This is a genomic window from Bacteroides sp. AF39-11AC, assembly GCF_003474285.1.
Classification (GTDB): Bacteria; Bacteroidota; Bacteroidia; order Bacteroidales; family Bacteroidaceae; genus Bacteroides.
Genome location: NZ_QROH01000012.1, coordinates 16,754 through 35,245, shown reverse-complemented (window position 1 = coordinate 35,245; position 18,492 = coordinate 16,754). Strand labels below are relative to the sequence as shown.

18 protein-coding genes and 1 tRNA gene are annotated in these 18,492 nt (G+C 43.3%); 12 read left to right on the top strand and 7 right to left on the bottom strand.

Going from position 1 to position 18,492, the window contains the following annotated elements; all coding sequences use genetic code 11:
• Nucleotides 1-3: 3 nt before the first annotated feature.
• Nucleotides 4-981 (top strand): DUF4249 family protein, encoded by a 978-nt coding sequence (locus DW036_RS22430; protein ID WP_022393121.1) that lies wholly within the window; start codon nucleotides 4-6, stop codon nucleotides 979-981.
• A gap of 136 nt (nucleotides 982-1,117) precedes the next feature.
• Here the strand turns inward: DW036_RS22430 and DW036_RS22425 are convergent, their stop codons facing one another.
• Nucleotides 1,118-1,516 (bottom strand): hypothetical protein, encoded by a 399-nt coding sequence (locus DW036_RS22425; protein WP_118466275.1) that lies wholly within the window; start codon nucleotides 1,514-1,516, stop codon nucleotides 1,118-1,120.
• Between the two features lie 128 nt (nucleotides 1,517-1,644).
• Here DW036_RS22425 and DW036_RS22420 point away from each other — a divergent pair, with 128 nt between their 5' ends.
• The 11 genes from DW036_RS22420 (at nucleotide 1,645) to DW036_RS22370 (ending at nucleotide 9,996) form a co-directional block, all read left to right on the top strand.
• The gene (locus tag DW036_RS22420) at nucleotides 1,645-2,232 is read left to right on the top strand and encodes a TIGR00730 family Rossman fold protein (protein WP_022393119.1); all 588 of its coding nucleotides are present in this window, start codon (nucleotides 1,645-1,647) and stop codon (nucleotides 2,230-2,232) included.
• Nucleotides 2,229-2,957 carry a DUF4271 domain-containing protein gene (locus DW036_RS22415; RefSeq protein ID WP_118466274.1) on the top strand — a complete coding sequence of 243 codons (729 nt, stop codon included), beginning with the start codon at nucleotides 2,229-2,231 and terminating at the stop codon, nucleotides 2,955-2,957. The genes DW036_RS22420 and DW036_RS22415 overlap by 4 nt, the downstream gene beginning before the upstream one ends.
• A 4-nt stretch (nucleotides 2,958-2,961) precedes the next feature.
• Nucleotides 2,962-3,714 (top strand): uroporphyrinogen-III synthase, encoded by a 753-nt coding sequence (locus DW036_RS22410; RefSeq protein ID WP_007660987.1) that lies wholly within the window; start codon nucleotides 2,962-2,964, stop codon nucleotides 3,712-3,714.
• Nucleotides 3,715-3,898: 184 nt separating this feature from the next.
• Complete coding sequence (rnpA, locus tag DW036_RS22405; RefSeq protein ID WP_118216296.1) at nucleotides 3,899-4,288, top strand: ribonuclease P protein component; 390 nt, start codon at nucleotides 3,899-3,901, stop codon at nucleotides 4,286-4,288.
• Entirely contained in the window at nucleotides 4,285-4,506 is a 222-nt protein-coding gene (gene yidD, locus DW036_RS22400) for a membrane protein insertion efficiency factor YidD (RefSeq protein WP_007219099.1), read from the top strand. Before rnpA ends, yidD begins: the two co-directional genes overlap by 4 nt.
• 20 nt (nucleotides 4,507-4,526) lie before the next feature.
• On the top strand, nucleotides 4,527-5,171 hold the full coding sequence (locus DW036_RS22395) for a TatD family hydrolase (RefSeq protein WP_118466273.1): 645 nt from the start codon (nucleotides 4,527-4,529) through the stop codon (nucleotides 5,169-5,171).
• Nucleotides 5,172-5,247: 76 nt separating this feature from the next.
• Nucleotides 5,248-6,540 carry a tyrosine--tRNA ligase gene (gene tyrS, locus DW036_RS22390; protein WP_118466272.1) on the top strand — a complete coding sequence of 431 codons (1,293 nt, stop codon included), beginning with the start codon at nucleotides 5,248-5,250 and terminating at the stop codon, nucleotides 6,538-6,540.
• Nucleotides 6,541-6,643: 103 nt separating this feature from the next.
• Nucleotides 6,644-6,714, top strand: a tRNA-Gln gene (locus tag DW036_RS22385).
• Nucleotides 6,715-6,935: 221 nt separating this feature from the next.
• Nucleotides 6,936-7,778: a 5-dehydro-4-deoxy-D-glucuronate isomerase gene (kduI, locus tag DW036_RS22380; protein WP_022393114.1), complete on the top strand. Its 843-nt coding sequence runs from the start codon at nucleotides 6,936-6,938 to the stop codon at nucleotides 7,776-7,778.
• Between the two features lie 70 nt (nucleotides 7,779-7,848).
• Nucleotides 7,849-8,643 carry a gluconate 5-dehydrogenase gene (locus tag DW036_RS22375; RefSeq protein ID WP_118466271.1) on the top strand — a complete coding sequence of 265 codons (795 nt, stop codon included), beginning with the start codon at nucleotides 7,849-7,851 and terminating at the stop codon, nucleotides 8,641-8,643.
• A 108-nt stretch (nucleotides 8,644-8,751) separates the two neighbouring features.
• Nucleotides 8,752-9,996, top strand: coding sequence for a DUF4861 domain-containing protein (locus DW036_RS22370; RefSeq protein WP_007660975.1), 1,245 nt, complete (start codon nucleotides 8,752-8,754; stop codon nucleotides 9,994-9,996).
• A gap of 79 nt (nucleotides 9,997-10,075) precedes the next feature.
• On the opposite strand, the gene DW036_RS22365 is transcribed toward DW036_RS22370, so the two are convergent.
• The 6 genes from DW036_RS22365 to mnmD all read right to left on the bottom strand — a co-directional run bounded on the left by DW036_RS22365 (nucleotide 10,076) and on the right by mnmD (nucleotide 18,492).
• Nucleotides 10,076-10,690: a polysaccharide deacetylase family protein gene (locus DW036_RS22365; RefSeq protein WP_022393111.1), complete on the bottom strand. Its 615-nt coding sequence runs from the start codon at nucleotides 10,688-10,690 to the stop codon at nucleotides 10,076-10,078.
• Nucleotides 10,691-10,820: 130 nt separating this feature from the next.
• Entirely contained in the window at nucleotides 10,821-14,165 is a 3,345-nt protein-coding gene (locus DW036_RS22360; protein ID WP_118466270.1) for a protein O-mannosyl-transferase family, read from the bottom strand.
• A 503-nt stretch (nucleotides 14,166-14,668) separates the two neighbouring features.
• Nucleotides 14,669-15,796, bottom strand: coding sequence for an ATP-binding protein (locus DW036_RS22355; protein ID WP_118466269.1), 1,128 nt, complete (start codon nucleotides 15,794-15,796; stop codon nucleotides 14,669-14,671).
• 145 nt (nucleotides 15,797-15,941) lie between these two features.
• Nucleotides 15,942-16,787: a metal ABC transporter ATP-binding protein gene (locus tag DW036_RS22350; RefSeq protein ID WP_118466268.1), complete on the bottom strand. Its 846-nt coding sequence runs from the start codon at nucleotides 16,785-16,787 to the stop codon at nucleotides 15,942-15,944.
• Between the two features lie 27 nt (nucleotides 16,788-16,814).
• On the bottom strand, nucleotides 16,815-17,741 hold the full coding sequence (locus DW036_RS22345) for a metal ABC transporter solute-binding protein, Zn/Mn family (RefSeq protein WP_118466267.1): 927 nt from the start codon (nucleotides 17,739-17,741) through the stop codon (nucleotides 16,815-16,817).
• A 40-nt stretch (nucleotides 17,742-17,781) separates the two neighbouring features.
• Nucleotides 17,782-18,492, bottom strand: coding sequence for a tRNA (5-methylaminomethyl-2-thiouridine)(34)-methyltransferase MnmD (gene mnmD, locus DW036_RS22340; protein WP_118466266.1), 711 nt, complete (start codon nucleotides 18,490-18,492; stop codon nucleotides 17,782-17,784).

The window sequence follows — 18,492 nt, the reverse complement described above, 5'->3', positions numbered from 1 at the left end:
AATATGGTAAAGACTCTTTCTTATATTTTGTGTTTGATTTTAGGAATGTTTATATCAGGGTGTGAAAGAATAGTTGATGTGGATTTTTCGGGATATACCTCAGATGCTATCGTCTTCGAAGGGATTGTTACGAATGAGCGTCCACCTTACTTCTTTCATCTAACAAGACCTTCTGCCGTATCGGCAGGTGAATATGATTATGCAGGTATAGAAGATGCTGTAATCATTATTACAGATGTTACGGACGGTATCAGGGATACGCTTCAGTATGTGCCGCCTCGGTTTGAAGGCTATGATGTGTATTATAACTATTATAATTATGATACGAAGCGGAAAGAGGAGACTTCTGGATTCAGTTTGGGTGCCGTCTATGGAATGTATGTGACCACTAAACTATATGGTATCGTGGGGCATTCCTATTCGCTGGATTTTTACTGTGATGGCAAGCATTTTGAATCGGAAGCACAGAAAATGGAACAGCCTCTCGTTATCACCGACCTTAAGGTCAAGAAAGTGGATTTAGGGGAAAAAGGAGAAACTGATGCACCTTGTATTAGCTTCATTAATCCGCCGGGAGAGAATTATTATTTGTTTTCATTTTATCCTTGGTCGTATACCCACTTTACATTTACGCGCCCTAATGTCTTACTTGGAGGAGATTCGGATTGGCGTTTTTCCATTTTAGGTGATGAATATTTGGAAGAGAATGTGGTGGACTTTATTGTTGATGACGGAGAAAATGCTTTCGGCTATCCTAATGGATGGGGATATATTCCGGTGGGTGACTCTCTGTATGTATGGGCGCAGACTATCTCTAAAAGTTGCTATCATGTTTACGAGCAAATGCTGAAGCAATTACGTACAGATGGTGGTGCTTATACTCCTACGCCTACCTCTATTACCGGAAATATCAGTGGTGGAGTTTATGGTTGCTTTCGGGTAAGCGCTGTTTCTGAAAAAGGAATACTAAAGGGAAAATAGGTGTTTGTCAGGGAAGTATTCTTACCGTATTGAGATGAAATACTCACCCCATTGAGAAGAAATACTCATCGTATTGAGAAGAAATACTCATCACTGTGAGAAAACATTCTCAATATGGTGAGAATAAGTGAGAATCTTACGGTTGAGCTGTCTCCAACATATCAATCAGCTGTACCCGCTGTATAGAGAAGCTATTGCTTTCTTTTTGTACATACTTGAGCAGTGCGAGTCCGTCCTGACGAAGTTTGGATTTTCGAAGAAGGTCATCTGTTCCCATATCGTCGGATATCTTCAGCATGGTCATAGCGGCAAGCTCCGTCTTTCCCATTTCATTAGGATCGCCTTTGTATCGATCAATTAATTCCTCTATATTCATTCCCAGCAAATCTTCGGAGGGGAAACCCAGTATTTGTCTGGTCAGATCGTCATATTCAGTCCATTCACTCCAGCGGTATTTCTTCTTCTGGAGCAGGGCGTTCACAATTAAAGAAATGATTTCCTGGATCATTCGTATCAGATAATCTTGCTTAATCATATATTCCTCCTTTTAATAGTGTTAGTTGAAAAGAATGAGAACAGATTACAAAGTTAGTGATATTTTTAAGATATCGCTGAAAATCTTTACCTTTGCACTCACTAATAATATAAGGTATAGCAATTCCCATGAATAAGATAACTTCCGTATGTGTATATTGTGCTTCGAGCACCAAAATCGATTCCGCCTATTTTGAAGCTGCCCGTGAACTGGGTACTCTGTTGGGGCAACGTCGTATCCGACTGATAAATGGTGCTGGTGGTATCGGACTGATGAGTACTACTTCTGATGCTGTGTTGGCAGCAGGTGGAGAGGTGACTGGTGTTATTCCTCATTTTATGGTGGAACAAGGATGGCAGCATAAAGGGTTGACAGAGATGATAGAAGTGGAAAACATGCACCAGCGTAAGCAGAAAATGGCAGATTTAAGCGATGCTATTATTGCTTTGCCCGGTGGATGCGGTACATTGGAAGAACTGCTGGAAATTATTACCTGGAAGCAATTAGGTTTATATCTGAATCCTATCGTTATCCTAAATACCAATGGATATTTTGATCCCTTGTTAGCCATGTTGCAGCGTGCCGTGGATGAGAACTTTATGCGCGAGCAACACGGTGCTATCTGGCATGTGGCAAGTACACCGCAGGAAGCTATTGATCTGATACATACCACTCCCATCTGGGATAGTTCCATACGTAAGTTTGCGGCAATATGATTGGGCTACTGCTGACATGGATTGCGGGATTCGAGGGAATGCCTATTCCCTATTCTCCTAAATTGGATGACGGAATCACTATACTCCTGTTGTGCTGCTTTTTCATATCTGCCTATGTCTTATCCCGTAGTCGTAAGTTTCTGGTGCAACTGGTGAAAGACTTTCTGCTCAACCGTGAGCGGACCAGTATCTTTGCAGCCACCACGGCAGCGGATATGCGTTATATGTTATTGTTGATCTTGCAGACTTGTGTGCTGGGGGCTGTCTGTACTTTCAACTATTTTATAGATGTCCGGCCGGAGCTGGTAGAACGTATTCCTCCTTATATTCTGCTTGGAGTATATCTTGCAATGGCTTTACTTTATCTTTTCTGGAAATGGGTGACTTACTCTTTCCTGGGTTGGATTTTTTTTGACGGAAACCGTACAAGTCTTTGGATGGAGTCTTATTCTACATTGCTTTATTACCTTGGATTCGCCCTTTTCCCATTTGTTTTGTTCCTTGTTTACTTCGATTTGGATTTACTTGCAACTGTGATAATCGGTTTATTTTTGGTCTTTTTTACTAAAATATTGATGTTCTATAAGTGGATAAAGCTTTTTTGTAACAATTTATATGGCGTTTTGCTTTTAATTTTGTACTTTTGTGCCCTTGAAATCATACCTTGTTTTATTGTATATCGAGGTGTGTTACAACTAAATGATTATTTGATAATAAATTATTAGGACGTTGAAAATTAAGAAAGTACTTGTGTCGCAGCCGAAACCGGCATCAGAGAAATCTCCTTACTACGACATCGCCCAGAAGTACGGTGTGAAAATTGATTTTCGCCCGTTTATCAAGGTGGAAAGTCTGTCTGCTAAAGAATTCAGACAGCAAAAAGTGTCAATCCTGGATCATACCGCTGTTATCTTTACATCGCGTCATGCCATCGACCACTTCTTTCACCTGTGTACAGAATTGCGTGTTTCCATTCCGGAAACTATGAAGTATTTCTGTGTGACAGAAGCTGTTGCATTGTATATTCAAAAGTATATTCAATACCGCAAGCGTAAGATCTTCTTTGGTAATACAGGAAAGTTTGAAGACTTGTTGCCTTCTATCATCAAGCATAAGACTGAGAAGTATCTGGTCCCGATGTCTGATGTGCACACAGACGAGATCAAAAATCTCTTGGAAAAAAGCAAGATACAGCATACAGAAACTGTTATGTATCGTACAGTAAGTAATGATTTTACTGCGGAAGAAGAATTTGATTATGACATGCTTGTATTCTTTAGTCCTGCAGGAGTAACTTCTCTGAAGAAGAATTTCCCGGACTTCCAACAGAAAGAAATCAAGATTGGTACCTTTGGCTCCACTACAGCACAAGCTGTACGTGATGCCGGACTCCGTCTCGATCTGGAAGCTCCCAGTGTACAAGCTCCGTCTATGACGGCAGCACTGGATATGTTCATCAAAGAGAACAATAAAGGAAAGTGAGAATAGAATTATAAGTTGTTAGCTATAAGTCGTTGGCTTATAATTTGATAACTGTAATTTTGAAACTGATAGAATTACGAGCTACAAGTGGTTGTGCTTTTATGCCCCATACTTTGTAGCTCGTAATTTGTTATTTCCCTTCCTCATAAACTGATAACTAATAACTTTATAACCCATACTGACCATGCTCTCCAATACCCTGCATAAGACCGAAAGGCTGGATAAGAAGAAAGTCATCGATAAGATGTTTTCAGGCGGTGCGCGCTCGTTTTCCGTCTTCCCTTTGCGTGTGGTATATCTGCCGGTGGAGGAGTTGGAAGCTCCTGTTTCCATACTTGTCAGTGTATCAAAACGCCGTTTTAAACGGGCGGTGAAGCGTAACCGTGTGAAACGTCAGATACGTGAGGCATATCGGAAAAACAAGCACGGACTATTGCAGGCACTCCAGGATAAGGAGCAGCAACTTGCTGTGGCTTTCATTTATCTTTCCGACCGATTGACTGACTCGATGGAAATTGAAGAAAGGATGAAGATTGCGTTGGCTCGTATCACGGAGAAAGTAGCCTCCTTATGAAAAAGCTGCTTTCATACCTGCTGTTGCTTCCTATTTATTTTTATCAGAAGTGCATTTCACCCTTGACTTCTCCTTCGTGCCGTTTCACTCCCACCTGTTCACAATATGCTGTTGAGGCGATTAAGAAGCATGGTCCTTTCAAGGGATTGTATTTGGCAATCAGGCGTATACTGCGTTGTCATCCCTGGGGAGGTTCCGGATATGATCCTGTTCCATAAAGACATAATATCTTTGCTGTATGATAATTCCTGCTGATATACACACTCATTGCCAACCGGAAGTGCCTGGAGAAGCTATTGTGAATTGCTTTCCCGAAACATTTGTTCCGCAACAGGAAGGGTGGTATTCTGTGGGAATACATCCGTGGTATATAACTTCTTCTACTGTATCTCTGGCTGAAAAAAAGAGATGCTTGGAGGAGCTATTGTATCATCCTCAGGTTTTGGCTATAGGTGAAGCCGGATTGGATAAATTGGCTGATGCTTCTCTGCCTTTACAGATAGAAGTTTTCGAATATCAGGCACGGCTGGCTGAAGAAACAGATAAACCGCTGGTTATTCATCTGGTGAAGGCTGTAGATGAACTCTTAAAATTGAAACAGAAGATACGTCCGGTGAAGCCGTGGATTATTCATGGGTTTCGCGGAAAAGCAGTGCTGGCAGAAGAATATCTCCGACATGGTTTTCATCTTTCTTTCGGGGAAAAGTATCAGGAAGAAGCACTGCGAATCGTACCATCTGACAGGCTGTTTTTGGAGACGGATGAGAGTATGACTTCTATTGATGCGCTCTATGAACGGGCAGCTATGATTCGTAAAATTCCCTCTGGGGAACTCAGGGAAACGGTTCGGAAGAATGTGAAGGAAATCTTTTTTAGGCGATAAGAGTTGTTAGTTCAGATAAAGAGTCGTACTTTTGCAATTACAAAGTATATCAAATATTTAAATAGTTAATCATTCGATGAATTTTGTAGAAGAATTGAAATGGCGTGGCATGCTCCACGATATGATGCCTGGTACGGAAGAGCTTCTGGCTAAGGAACAAGTGACCGCATACATAGGTTTTGACCCTACGGCGGACTCGTTGCACATTGGACACCTCTGCAGTGTAATGATACTGCGTCATTTCCAACGTTGCGGACATAAGCCGATGGCATTGATTGGTGGTGCTACGGGTATGATTGGTGACCCTTCCGGCAAGTCGGCAGAGCGCAATCTGCTCACAGAAGAGATTCTGCAACGCAATATGGATGGTATGAAGAAGCAGTTGGGCAAGTTCCTGGATTTCGAATCTGATGCTCCCAACCGCGCAGAACTGGTGAACAACTACGACTGGATGAAGAACTTCACATTCCTTGATTTTGCTCGCGAAGTAGGTAAGCATATCACCGTAAACTATATGATGGCGAAGGATTCTGTAAAGAAGCGCCTGAATGGTGAAGCTCGTGACGGTTTGTCTTTCACTGAGTTTACTTATCAGCTGTTACAAGGTTATGACTTCCTGCATCTGTATGAAACCAAAGGTTGCAAACTGCAAATGGGTGGTTCCGATCAATGGGGTAACATTACAACAGGTGCCGAGTTAATTCGTCGTACAAACGGTGGTGAGGTATTTGCACTGACCAGTCCTCTGATTACGAAGGCTGACGGCGGTAAGTTCGGTAAGACTGAGTCCGGTAACATCTGGCTTGATCCTCGCTATACTTCTCCGTATAAATTCTATCAATTCTGGTTGAATGTGAGTGATGCTGATGCTGCACGTTACATTAAGATATTTACTTCTCTGAGCAAAGAAGAAATAGATGCTCTGATAGTAGAACATGAAGCTGCACCGCATCTGCGTATTCTTCAGAAACGTCTGGCAAAAGAGGTGACCATTATGGTTCATTCTGAAGAAGATTATAATGCAGCAGTGGATGCATCCAATATATTATTCGGTAATGCAACTTCTGACGCTTTGAAGAAGTTGGATGAAGATACTCTGTTGGCTGTATTCGAAGGTGTTCCTCAGTTCGAAGTATCTAAGGATGCTGTGGCAGCCGGAGTGAAAGCTGTCGATTTGTTCACTGATAATGCAGCAGTCTTTGCTTCCAAAAGTGAAATGCGTAAGTTGGTACAAGGCGGTGGCGTTTCCCTCAACAAGGAGAAGTTAGAAGCTTTTGATCAGGTTATCACTTCTGCTGACCTTTTGGATGAGAAATACTTGCTTGTACAGCGTGGAAAGAAGAATTACTACTTGATTATTGCTAAATAAAAGGCAAAATAGTGGCAAATGATAAAAAATGCCCCGAAATATTTGGATATTTCGGGGCATACTCTTATCTTTGCACCGCTTTTTAACAGAAAGCACCCGTGTTTGTCCTATGGTGTAATGGTAGCACAACAGTTTTTGGTTCTGTTTGTCTAAGTTCGAATCTTGGTAGGACAACAACATTTATTGAGCTTTATAGAGAATAGTCTCTGTAAAGCTCTTTTTTTTGTCTTATTTTCTGTTAAAGAATTCCTATTTTCTTCCATTTGAACGATAATGATATATAATTGGGACAAAAACACAATGTTTTGACGTTTTCTTTTGCTACATTTGCATCGTGTACGTAAACGAAGTATGCCAATAACCGATTATTATAAACTTTAAAACGTAATAGGATTATGAAAACGAACTATGAAATTCGCTATGCAGCGCATCCCGAAGATGCAAAAAGTTACGATACCAAACGCATCCGTCGTGATTTCCTCATTGAGAAAGTATTTTCTGCTAACGAAGTAAATATGGTATATTCCATGTACGACCGTATGGTTGTAGGTGGTGCAATGCCGGTAGGCGAAGTGTTGAAGCTGGAAGCTATCGATCCGCTGAAAGCTCCGTTCTTCCTGACTCGTCGTGAAATGGGTATCTATAACGTAGGTGGTCCTGGTGTAGTAAAAGCCGGAGATGCTGTATTCGAATTGAATTATAAAGAAGCTCTTTATTTGGGCTCAGGTGACCGTGAAGTAACCTTCGAAAGCAAGGACGAAAAGAATCCTGCTAAATTCTATTTCAACTCACTGACTGCTCACCGTAACTATCCTGATAAGAAAGTGACGAAAGCTGATGCAGTAGTTGCTGAAATGGGTAGCTTGGAAGGTTCTAACCACCGTAATATTAATAAGATGTTGGTGAACCAGGTGTTGCCTACCTGCCAGTTGCAGATGGGTATGACGGAACTTGCTCCGGGTAGTGTATGGAATACAATGCCGGCACACGTTCATAGCCGCCGTATGGAAGCTTATTTCTATTTTGAAGTGCCCGAAGAACATGCAGTTTGCCACTTCATGGGTGAAGTTGATGAAACCCGCCATGTATGGATGAAGGGCGACCAGGCTGTATTGTCTCCTGAATGGTCTATCCACTCTGCTGCCGCTACTCACAACTATACCTTTATCTGGGGTATGGGCGGTGAAAACCTGGACTATGGAGACCAGGACTTCTCTTTGATTACCGATCTGAAGTGATAATTGAGTAAATCACGATTCTGAATCGTAAATAAGAAACAAATAACTATTAAACCTAAGTAAATAAATTATGGTAAACTTTTCATTAGAAGGCAAAGTAGCACTTGTAACCGGTGCTTCTTACGGAATTGGCTTCGCTCTGGCAACTGCCTTTGCACAAGCCGGCGCAAAAATCGTGTTCAACGACATCAAGCAAGAACTGGTGGACAAAGGTCTGGCTGCTTACAAAGCTGAAGGTATCGATGCTAAAGGTTATGTATGTGACGTAACGAATGAAGAGCAGGTAAATGCTATGGTTGCCCAGATTGAGAAAGAAGTGGGCGTGATTGATATTTTGGTAAACAATGCAGGTATCATCAAGCGTATTCCGATGCTTGAGATGTCTGCTGCCGAGTTCCGTCAGGTAATCGATGTAGACTTGAACGCTCCGTTCATCGTGTCCAAGGCTGTTATCCCTTCTATGATTAAGAAAGGTCACGGCAAGATTATCAACATCTGCTCTATGATGAGTGAGTTGGGTCGTGAAACGATCTGTTCATACGCTGCCGCCAAGGGTGGATTGAAGATGCTGACTCGTAACATCGCTTCCGAGTACGGTGAATACAACATCCAGTGTAATGGTATCGGCCCGGGTTATATCGCTACTCCGCAGACCGCACCGCTTCGCGAACCGCAAGCTGACGGTTCACGTCATCCGTTCGATGCATTTATCGTTGCTAAGACTCCGGCTGCACGTTGGGGTACTCCTGAAGATTTGATGGGTCCTGCCGTATTCCTGGCTTCCGACGCTTCTGACTTCGTAAACGGTCACGTACTCTACGTTGACGGTGGTATCCTGGCTTACATTGGCAAACAGCCTAAATAAGTATATGAATAGATAATGGGAAATGGATAATTGATGCTGTCAGTTATCCATTTTTCCCATTATCTATATCTTCATTATCCGTTTTCAATTATCAATTGATTAAGCAATATGAAAAAGTTATTCCTTTTACTGGCAACAGCATTTGTATGTTTTGCCTGCACCAATACTAAGGATGTGGTTACTGTAACGGTAAGTAATCCTTTAGCAATGGAGCGTTCCAATGAAATGGTTGAAGTGGCTATGAGTGACATCTCTAACCAACTGAAACTGGCTGACACAGCTCAGATTGTGGTTCTGAATGCTGACGGACAACAAGTCCCCTATCAGATTACTTACGATGAGAAAGTAATTTTCCCTGCAAGCGTAGCTGCGAATGGTACGGCTGTCTATACTATCCAGGCAGGAACACCTGAGAATTTCGCTGTAAAGGCTTGTGGTAGATATTATCCTGAACGTGTGGACGACGTAGCATGGGAAAACGATCTGGTTGCTTTCCGTACCTATGGTCCTGCTTTGCAAAAGAGTGGTGAACGTGCTTTCGGTTATGACGTTTGGACAAAGTACAATACTACTGAACCGGTTGTAGAAGCTCGTTATGCAAGCGAATTGAACCCGGAGACCAAAGCTAAGATTGCTGAACTGAAGAAGACTGACCCGAAAGCTGCACAGGAATTGTATAAATCAGTTTCTTATCACGTAGACCATGGAAATGGTCTGGACTGTTATAAAGTAGGTCCTACACTGGGTGGTGGTACTGCTGCCTTGATGCCCGATGGTGAAATCGTATATCCTTATTGCTATGCAACACAGGATATTCTGGACAATGGTCCGCTGCGTTTCACTGTGAAACTGGTTTATAATCCGCTGAACATCAAGGGAGACTCTACAGTAGTTGAAACACGTGTTATTACGTTGGATGCAGGTTCTCATTTGAATAAAACAGTTGTGGTTTATGATAACCTGAAAGAAACTACTCCGGTAGTTGCTGGTATCGTATTGCACGAACCGGATGGTGCTGTAGTAGCTGATGCTGCTAACGGTTATATCACTTATGTAGATCCTACGGATAATGTGAATAATAACAATGGTAAGATCTTCGTAGGTGCTGCTTTCCCGGCTACTGTAAAAGAAGCTAAATCATTGCTTTTCCCTGAAAAGGAGAAGAATGAACTGCGCGGTGGTGCCGATGGTCATGTACTGGCTATCAGCGATTACGAGCCGGGTTCAGAGTATGTTTACTACTGGGGTGCAGCTTGGGATAAGGCTGACATCAAGACTCCGGAAGCATGGAATGCATATATGGCAAATTATGCTCAGCAAGTGCGCAATCCTTTGACGGTGACAATTAAGTAATCGATACTGTATAGAATAAAAATGCCCTCTGAATATTTTCCATTCGGAGGGCATTTTTTATATAACTATGTAATTAGGATTACAATAACTTAAACTCGTATCCTTCTTCTTCCAGAAAATCAAGTGCCCGTGGCAATGCATATTGCAGGTTCCCGTTATTCCAGGATTTTAATGAATCATGGAAAGTGATAATAGAGCCATTTCTTGCATATCTCATCACATTGGCAAGTACTTGCGGACCACGTAACTTCTTACTGTAATCACGGGTTACCAAATCCCACATTACAATTTTATAGCGTCTTTTTAATACGAAATATTGTCCCCAACGCATATGCCCGTGTGGCGGGCGGAAGAGGTCTGTTTTCATCAGTTCGTTTGCTTTGTCTGTATTGGCAAGGTAATTATCAGACAAATACTCAAATCCGCGAATATGGTTGAAGGTGTGGTTGCCAATGCGGTGCCCTCGGTCTATTACCATCTGAAATACATCAGGATGCTTACGTATATTGTCTCCCACCATGAAGAAGGTGGCTTTAATATTGTGTTTATCCAATAATTCAAGTACCCAAGGGGTTACTTCGGGAATGGGGCCATCATCAAAAGTCAGGTAAACGGCTTTTTCGTTAGGGTCCATTCGCCAGATGGCACCGGGGTATAGCTTTCGGACAAACTCAGGAGGTTGTTCTATAAACACGATTGTTAGTGATTAGCGATTAGTGATAAGTGATTAGTAGTTAGCGGTTAGTGATAAGAGATTAGCGGTTAGGGTGAATGTTAGGGCACAACCGCTAATCATTGATCACTAACCGCTAATCGCTGTTTTTTTATTTCATCCGGTCAACACACATTTGATATAGCTCGTTCAGCTTGCTGTCGTATACAGGAGCCAGTTCGGAGTTATACTTCTGCATGAGTTTTACTTCTGTGCTGAGGATAGGCAGTTGATAGTCAATAACTTCACGGCTGGACATTGCAAAGCGTTGGTCATCCAAGCTCAGATACCATGTGAGGTACTCCACAGCTTTATCGGCAAGTGCCTTCATGATGTTGTCGCCTTTCTCTATTTCGCCCAACTGATAGTATGCTTCTGCCATTTGCATAGCACCATTTTGCCAGTCATAAGGTACGTTATAGGCAGGAATCATCTTCTCGGCGTACTCCAGGGCTGCTTTAGCCTTATCCGTCTTGCCTTCGCGTATCAACTGGCCAATGAGTTGTGAGAAGATACGGCGGTGAGAATAACACATACGCATAGCATTCTCATCAATATAGATACCTTCCTTGTCGATGCCACCGAATTTGAACTTGTTCATCAGGTTGTCGTACATCTTTTCGCTATCCAACTTGACACCTGTCTTTTCAGTATCAAACGGAGTGAAGCGGTAAGTCAGACCTTCCTGAACGAAGTGGTTGCCCATACCAAGGTGGTTTTCTGTACCTACGCTGACTGCCATGTAGATAGGTCGTTCCCAATTGGCTTCCGCCAGCATTTCAAGCATCATCAGTTCGCTCTTATAGAGAGCGCGTTTACCTTTCAGTGAAATGTGCATATAGTCGGGGATACTGTCACCTGGTATCATCATACCACTGCGGCGTACAGCTTCCTTGTCCACCTTCATTACGATGCTGTCTGTAGGAATTACCTTAAGGTCATCATTCTTGCTGCGTACCCAGTATTTCAGGATGTTCTGAAGTTCGTACGGATTTTCTCCGAATTCTTTCTTAACATTCACCAATGCTTCAGGATTACCGTTCAGTGCCTGCTTTTCAGCCTCAGCATAGAGTGCGTCGATGCTCTTCTTATAATCAGGCTGTACAGGGATGTATTCATTGGTTCCTTCTACATACTCCATACGGTCCCAAGTGATGGGCAGTGACGGAGAGTTGTAGGCAGGACGTTTCATCTGGTCGATGTACCAGTCCGTTTGCAAGTAACTGAGGTTACAGGTACGTGCATCGGTACGGAAACCTTCTGTCTCCTGATTGTACCATAAGGGGAACGTATCGTTATCACCGTTGGTGAAGATAATCGGATTGCCGGTTTCTTGCAGAGACATCAGGTAGTTCTGACCAAAGTCACGTGCCAGATAGCGGTCGCTGCGATCGTGGTCATCCCACGTCTGGCTTGCCATCTGTATGGGGACAAGCAGGCAGACAACAGATACCAGTGTTGCGGCGGGAAGTTCTTTCATCTTGGCATAATGCTGCAACAGACGGACAATACCTGCCACCCCCATACCTATCCAGATGGCAAAGGCATAGAACGACCCGGCATATGCATAGTCACGTTCACGCGGCTGGCTCGGTGTCTGGTTCAGGTAGAGCACAATGGCGATACCCGTCATAAAGAATAGGAAGAACACCACCCAGAATTGCTGGATGCCCTTTTGTCCACGGTATGCCTGCCATAACAGGCCAATGATACCGAGCAACAAAGGCAGACAGTAGAAGACATTGTGTCCCTTATTGTTTTGCAACTCCTGTGGCAACAGGCTTTGGTCGCCTACCAGGAAGTTATCGATGAACGGAATTCCTGTGATCCAGTTGCCATGTTCTATTTCTCCACTACCCTGCAGGTCGTTCTGGCGTCCGGCGAAGTTCCACATGAAATAGCGCCAGTACATCCAGTTGAGCTGGTAGGTGAAGAAGAACTTGATATTTTCCCACTGTGTAGGCATATTCACCATCACCATTTGTCCGCATTGGTCGTAAGGAATGTCATTGCCTTTTATGTCTACCCAAGCTTGATATTCCCTGGTGTGCTGGCTGCTGTACATGCGCGGGAAAAGCATGTTCTGAGCATATTCGTATTCGATACGTCCGGGAATTTCAATATAGCTATCCTTTTCATCGGGCGTAGCTTTTTCTTTGCGGATAAATTTGGTACCACTGTATGAAACACGCGGTTCGCAATAACCGTCTTTCACATCAAGGGCAACTTTAGAAGAGAATGCTTGTCCGTAGAATAGCGGACGGGTTCCGTATTGTTCGCGTCCCAGATATTCACCCAGCGTGAAGATATCTTCAGGTGAGTTTTGGTCCATCGGCGTATTGGCTGTAGAGCGGATCACGATGATGGCGTAAGAAGAATATCCGATGACGATCATCATTGTACAAAGCAATGATGTGTTCAGCGTACGTGCGGAAATGCGATATTTCTCTTTCATGCTTGCCTGCATCTTCGGACTGAGATAGAAGAACAGGAAAGCGATAACTATAATGCCTATTACTACAGCACTTGTTCCGTGTCCGTAGAATGGGATACCCAACAGGGCGATAGTCAACACGAAGGAGATGGCCATGCGCATCTTGTTTTTCTCCGTGTAGCTTTCGTATATACCCCAGATAATGGAGCCTGCCAGCACAATGATATAAACCATTACACCGCTGTTGAAGGACATTCCTAACGTATTTACGAAGAACAGTTCGAACCAGCCACCTACTTTTACAATACCCGGTACCATACCATAAAGTACGACAGCTACTAAAATGCCGGAAGCAAGCAATGCCAGCAATGAGCCTTTGGCATTTGCGTTTGGCACTTTCTTGTAGTAGTAAACCAGCACGATGGCGGGTAAACAAAGCAAGTTCAGCAAGTGTACACCAATACTCAATCCGGTCAGATATGCAATCAGGATAAGCCAACGGTCGCTGTGCGGTTCGTTAGCCACATCTTCCCATTTCAGTATCAGCCAGAAAACAACGGCTGTGAAGAGAGAAGAGAATGCATAAACTTCACCTTCAACGGCACTGAACCAGAAAGTATCACTGAATGTATATGCCAGTGCACCTACCAGACCGCTACCCATGATGGTAATCAACTGTCCTTTAGTAATATTATTTTCATCTGTAGCCACAAGTTTGCGTACCAGATGCGTAATACTCCAGAATAGGAACAGGATACAAGCGCCACTCATCAGTGCACTCATATAATTCACCATTTTAGCAACGGTGCTCGGGTCTGAAGCAAATTGTGAAAAGAGGTTAGCTACCAGCATGAAGAAAGGTGCTCCGGGTGGGTGTCCTACTTCCAGTTTGTAGCCGGTAGTGATAAACTCCGGGCAGTCCCAAAAGCTTGCAGTCGGTTCTATAGTCATGCAGTAGACCGTGGCTGCAATGATGAAAGTAATCCAACCTACGAGGTTGTTTACGGTTCTGTACTGTTTCATTCGGAAATAATTCGTTATGTTTTTAAGTTATATCTCTGTATTTTAGCGTACACGGGCGCAAATATAGTGATTTAACTGCTAAAACTGTGGAGGTAAGGCATATTTATTAGGATAGGTTAAAAGATATACATTGATTTTTGGTAGGTAAAAGTTGGTTGCTAATGTAATCAACCAAGTTTTGATGACGTTCTGACTGGAAGGAATGTGGTTGTGTCAAAACTCTGGCACAACCTCATTCTATAATTTATAGTGCTGTTATCTTTTCTTTTGGCTATGCCGCTTTTTTCTCATTCATTTGGTAACAAGTTACTATATTACCGTTATATTGGGTTATAAATAGCCCAATAAATATAGATTTAGCAAGTGTAATGAGCTCCTTTCCTGCTTTTCTCAGTTTTGCACACATCTTTTTGATATTAAAAGCTGTTATATTTACACTCATCGGAAGTGCAACATGTGCAAAAAAGTTGAGTCTGTTTGCACATGTTCCTTCTTTTCTATATTCAGCAATACTCCCTCCTGAACCACAGTTCAAACACCGGGTCAGAGAACACATATTTTTCTCCCTCTTTCTCCATGAAGTCACGTTCAGTCAGTATTCGTTTGTTTCGTGTGATGGTTTGGGCACTTCCCAGTTCATATTTGCGCACTACGGCGGCAGAGTTGAGGTGGTACTCACCGTCGGCAACAGCACGTAGCATGGCTGTTTGGGCGGCGGTCAGGTTCTCGGTGTCGTTCATGAACATGGGCATATTGGTATCTATTAGTTGGCGGGTACGGACTTCGATGATATCATCTGTCACTCGTCCGGAAGTGCCGCTCCAGATAAAGTAGCACAGTTGTTGCAGATACCACGAATGGCACTTCACGATGTCACACAAACGTTCCGCTTGCTCTTCGCTGATTTCTTTCTCGGTTCGGCGGAAGGCATTGATGATGAAAGGTACCCATTCCTCTTTCTTAATCTTTTGCAGGAACAGCACTTGACCGAAACGATAAAAGGGATTGGACGAATTGTTGAAAATGTCCATCATCATGTGCCGCTTGCTCCCATAGAAACAATAGGCTACCCGCTGCTGTTGCTGCCAGACAGAGCGCATCTTGCCTTCCATGCTTTTATAGTCGGGCAATAATGCCAATTGTTGGAATTCATCAATGCATACTATAAGTTGTATGCCTTTGGCAGAAGCTATTTTTTCGGGTAATTCCAGTATCTCCATGACATCTCTTTCTTCCAACTTGAACTTTAGGTCGAAAGACATTGTGTCGGAGGCATCGCTTTTCAGAGTAATACTGGGAGAGATGGTTTTCAGGAAGTGTTTTACATCTTCCAGCCGCTTTTCGAGCGTGGAGGCTGCACATGTGATGACTTCCCGGACAAACGCACGGTAGAATTCGGCTTCGGTTTTGATGCTGAATGCATCAATGAAGCATACACGGATATGTTTGTCTTCATGCATTAGCTCGTCCATTGCTACCTTTACAAGCGAAGACTTACCCCAACGACGCGGAGAGATAAGCATTACATTAATGCCCGATCCAAGCAACTCTTTCAGTTGCTTACGTTCTTCTATGCGGTTGACGAAACTCTCTTTATCGACCAGCGTACCGTATTGAAAAGGTGATTTCATAAGCTGTTTGTTCTTGATTCTAAGGACAAATATACAAATTATACATGAATGTATAATACATCTATGTATAACTTTGTTTGAAATATGTGCAAAACATCACTTTTGTACTTGTTCTGGTAATGATTTGTATCCTTCCTTGTTCTTTTTAATGTTTGCTGTTACAACATCCACATCCATCTCCGTGCTTATGTTCCGCCAATATGCGATGCGGCAGAGCTCCATGTCCCAGCAGTTCTATCGGGCAATTGAAGTTTCGTTCCAGCCATTCTTCGCTTACACCCGTGTCGGGATGGTAATCCAGCGTCTCGTTCACGCAAGCGATGGATTTCACCTGTTGCAGCACTGTGCCGATGTCATGGCTGACAAGAATGATAGCGCAATCATGGTTAATTTCAGCCAGCAATTCGTAAAGTCGGGCTTCGAAGCGCTTGTCTATATACGTACTGGGCTCGTCGAGGACAACAAGTGCCGGATCGGAAATGATGGCACGTCCCAGTAGGGCACGTTGCAATTGTCCGCCACTCAATGCACCGATAGCACGTTTTTCCAGACCTTCCAATCCCATACGTGCAATCACTTGCCGGGCTTTTTCCCGATGCGTCGCAGTGAAGCGTGAAATCAGTGACTTTTGTGAACTGAGTCCTGAAAGAATCACTTCTTCTACTGTTATAGGAAATTTACGGTCAATGCTGTTGTATTGAGGCAAATACCCCATTTTTAGAACGGAGCGATTGGTAGTCAGTGCCGGGCGTTGCGCTGTGCCTCTCTGCTTGTCACTTGCCACGAATCGCTTATCACTATATAAAATTTCTCCTGCTGTAGGTTTCAGCAGACCAAGAATACACTTGATAAGCGTTGTTTTTCCGCCACCGTTGGGGCCGATGATACCCAGAAAATCCCGGTCGTAAACGGTGAGGTTTACATTACGTAGCACTGTACGGCTATCATAACCGGCGCTGAGATTTTTTATTTCGATAAGGGGCGTACTCATTTCTTTACTCTATTTTACAGTCTCCGATTACTTCTTAACGACCAGTTCCCTGGCAATGTTCAGCATCTCTTCTTCCCAATGGTAAGAAAGTGGATTGATAGGAACTACCTTCGTACCTGTTTGTTTTGCTATGATTTCTGCATTGCGACGGTCGAATTCGGGTTGTACGAAGATGACACGTATCTTTTCCTCCTTGCAGGTATCTATCAGGTTTTTGAGATGGGAGGGAGAGGGCTCTTTTCCATCTTCTTCAATAGAAATCTGATGTAAACCGTAGTCGCGTGCAAAGTAGGACAATGCCGGATGATAAATCATAAAGGCACGGTCCGCATTGGGGGCAGAGAGCATATGGCAGATAAGGCTGTCAGTATGTTCTATCTGATTACAGAGGTTTTTATAACGCTCCATGTAAGTTTCTTCATTATTCTTGTCGATGGTGCACAGGGCGTTTACAATATTTCCGGCAATAATTTGCGCGTTGTAAGCGGAACTCCAGATATGTGGCTCTACGCCGAGAATGTGGTGTTCATCTTCCTGGATAGAATCGTGGGTATGCGCTTCGTCGTCACCGTGATGGTGGTGGACGTGAGAGGAATCAAAAATCAAATCGATACCGCGGGAAGTATCGAAGAACTGCAAATGCGGCGCATTATCTGTCAGCTTATCCATCCAGGTTTGTTCAAAACCGATATAGCCGATGCGGAAGTAAGCTTTACTCTTGGCAAGATCGACAAGTTGCTGCGGAGTAGGGTCGTACGTTTCCGGACTGCTACCTTTGGGTACCATGCTGATAACGTTGAAGTTATCTCCTGCAATGGCTTCGGTGAAGTAGCGTAACGGTTCGATGGTAACAGTGATGACGGGTTTATCGTCTTCATTCTTATTTTGAACGCTGTTATTCTTGCAGGACATGGCAAGCAAAGCAGCGAGGATATACAGGAATGTTCGTTTCATTTCTTTATTATATTTATGGTTTCCAATAGTTCGTTATAACTTAGTTGTTTGTTCTCTTGGTTGCTCTCAGTATTTCCCGTTTTCCACCCGGAGGTCCCGGAAGACGCTCCACAAGAAATCCGACAGCTTGCAACATACGGCGAATAACACCTTTGGCGCAATACGTCGTTAATATGCCCCCTGCATTCATAGATACGTAAAGTGAGTGAAATAGCTGCTCGTTCCACATTTCAGGTTGCTTTTCGGGGGCGAAGGCATCGAAATAAACGAGATCGGGATTTAGTGATAAGGTGTTAGTGATTAGTGATGAGTGGGTTGTATCATGTTTATCACTAATCACTAACACCTTGTCACTATTTGCATCTGTCTGTATTTTTCGCAGAGTGAAGTACGTGGATATTTTCACATCCTCTTCCCATGGTGCAGTATGTAACTGCTTAAATAATGGGTTGTCACTATATCCTAATGCATCAACTTCTTCCCAGGTAAGAGGATAAAGTTCAATACCGGTATAGTGTACGGGACGCTTTTCTTGTTCGGCAACTTCCAGTGTAAGCAGGGCATTCAGCCCGGTACCGAAACCTATTTCCAGAACATGCGGCTGGGGTGCAGCCGAAGCTTTCAGCCCCATATCTATAAAGATGTGTTGCGATTCTGTACGTGCTCCTTTCACCGAATGGTAATGTTCATTCAGTTCTGGTACAAACAGCGTTGCACTTCCGTCTTCTGTATGTTCTATGGTTCGTTTCAT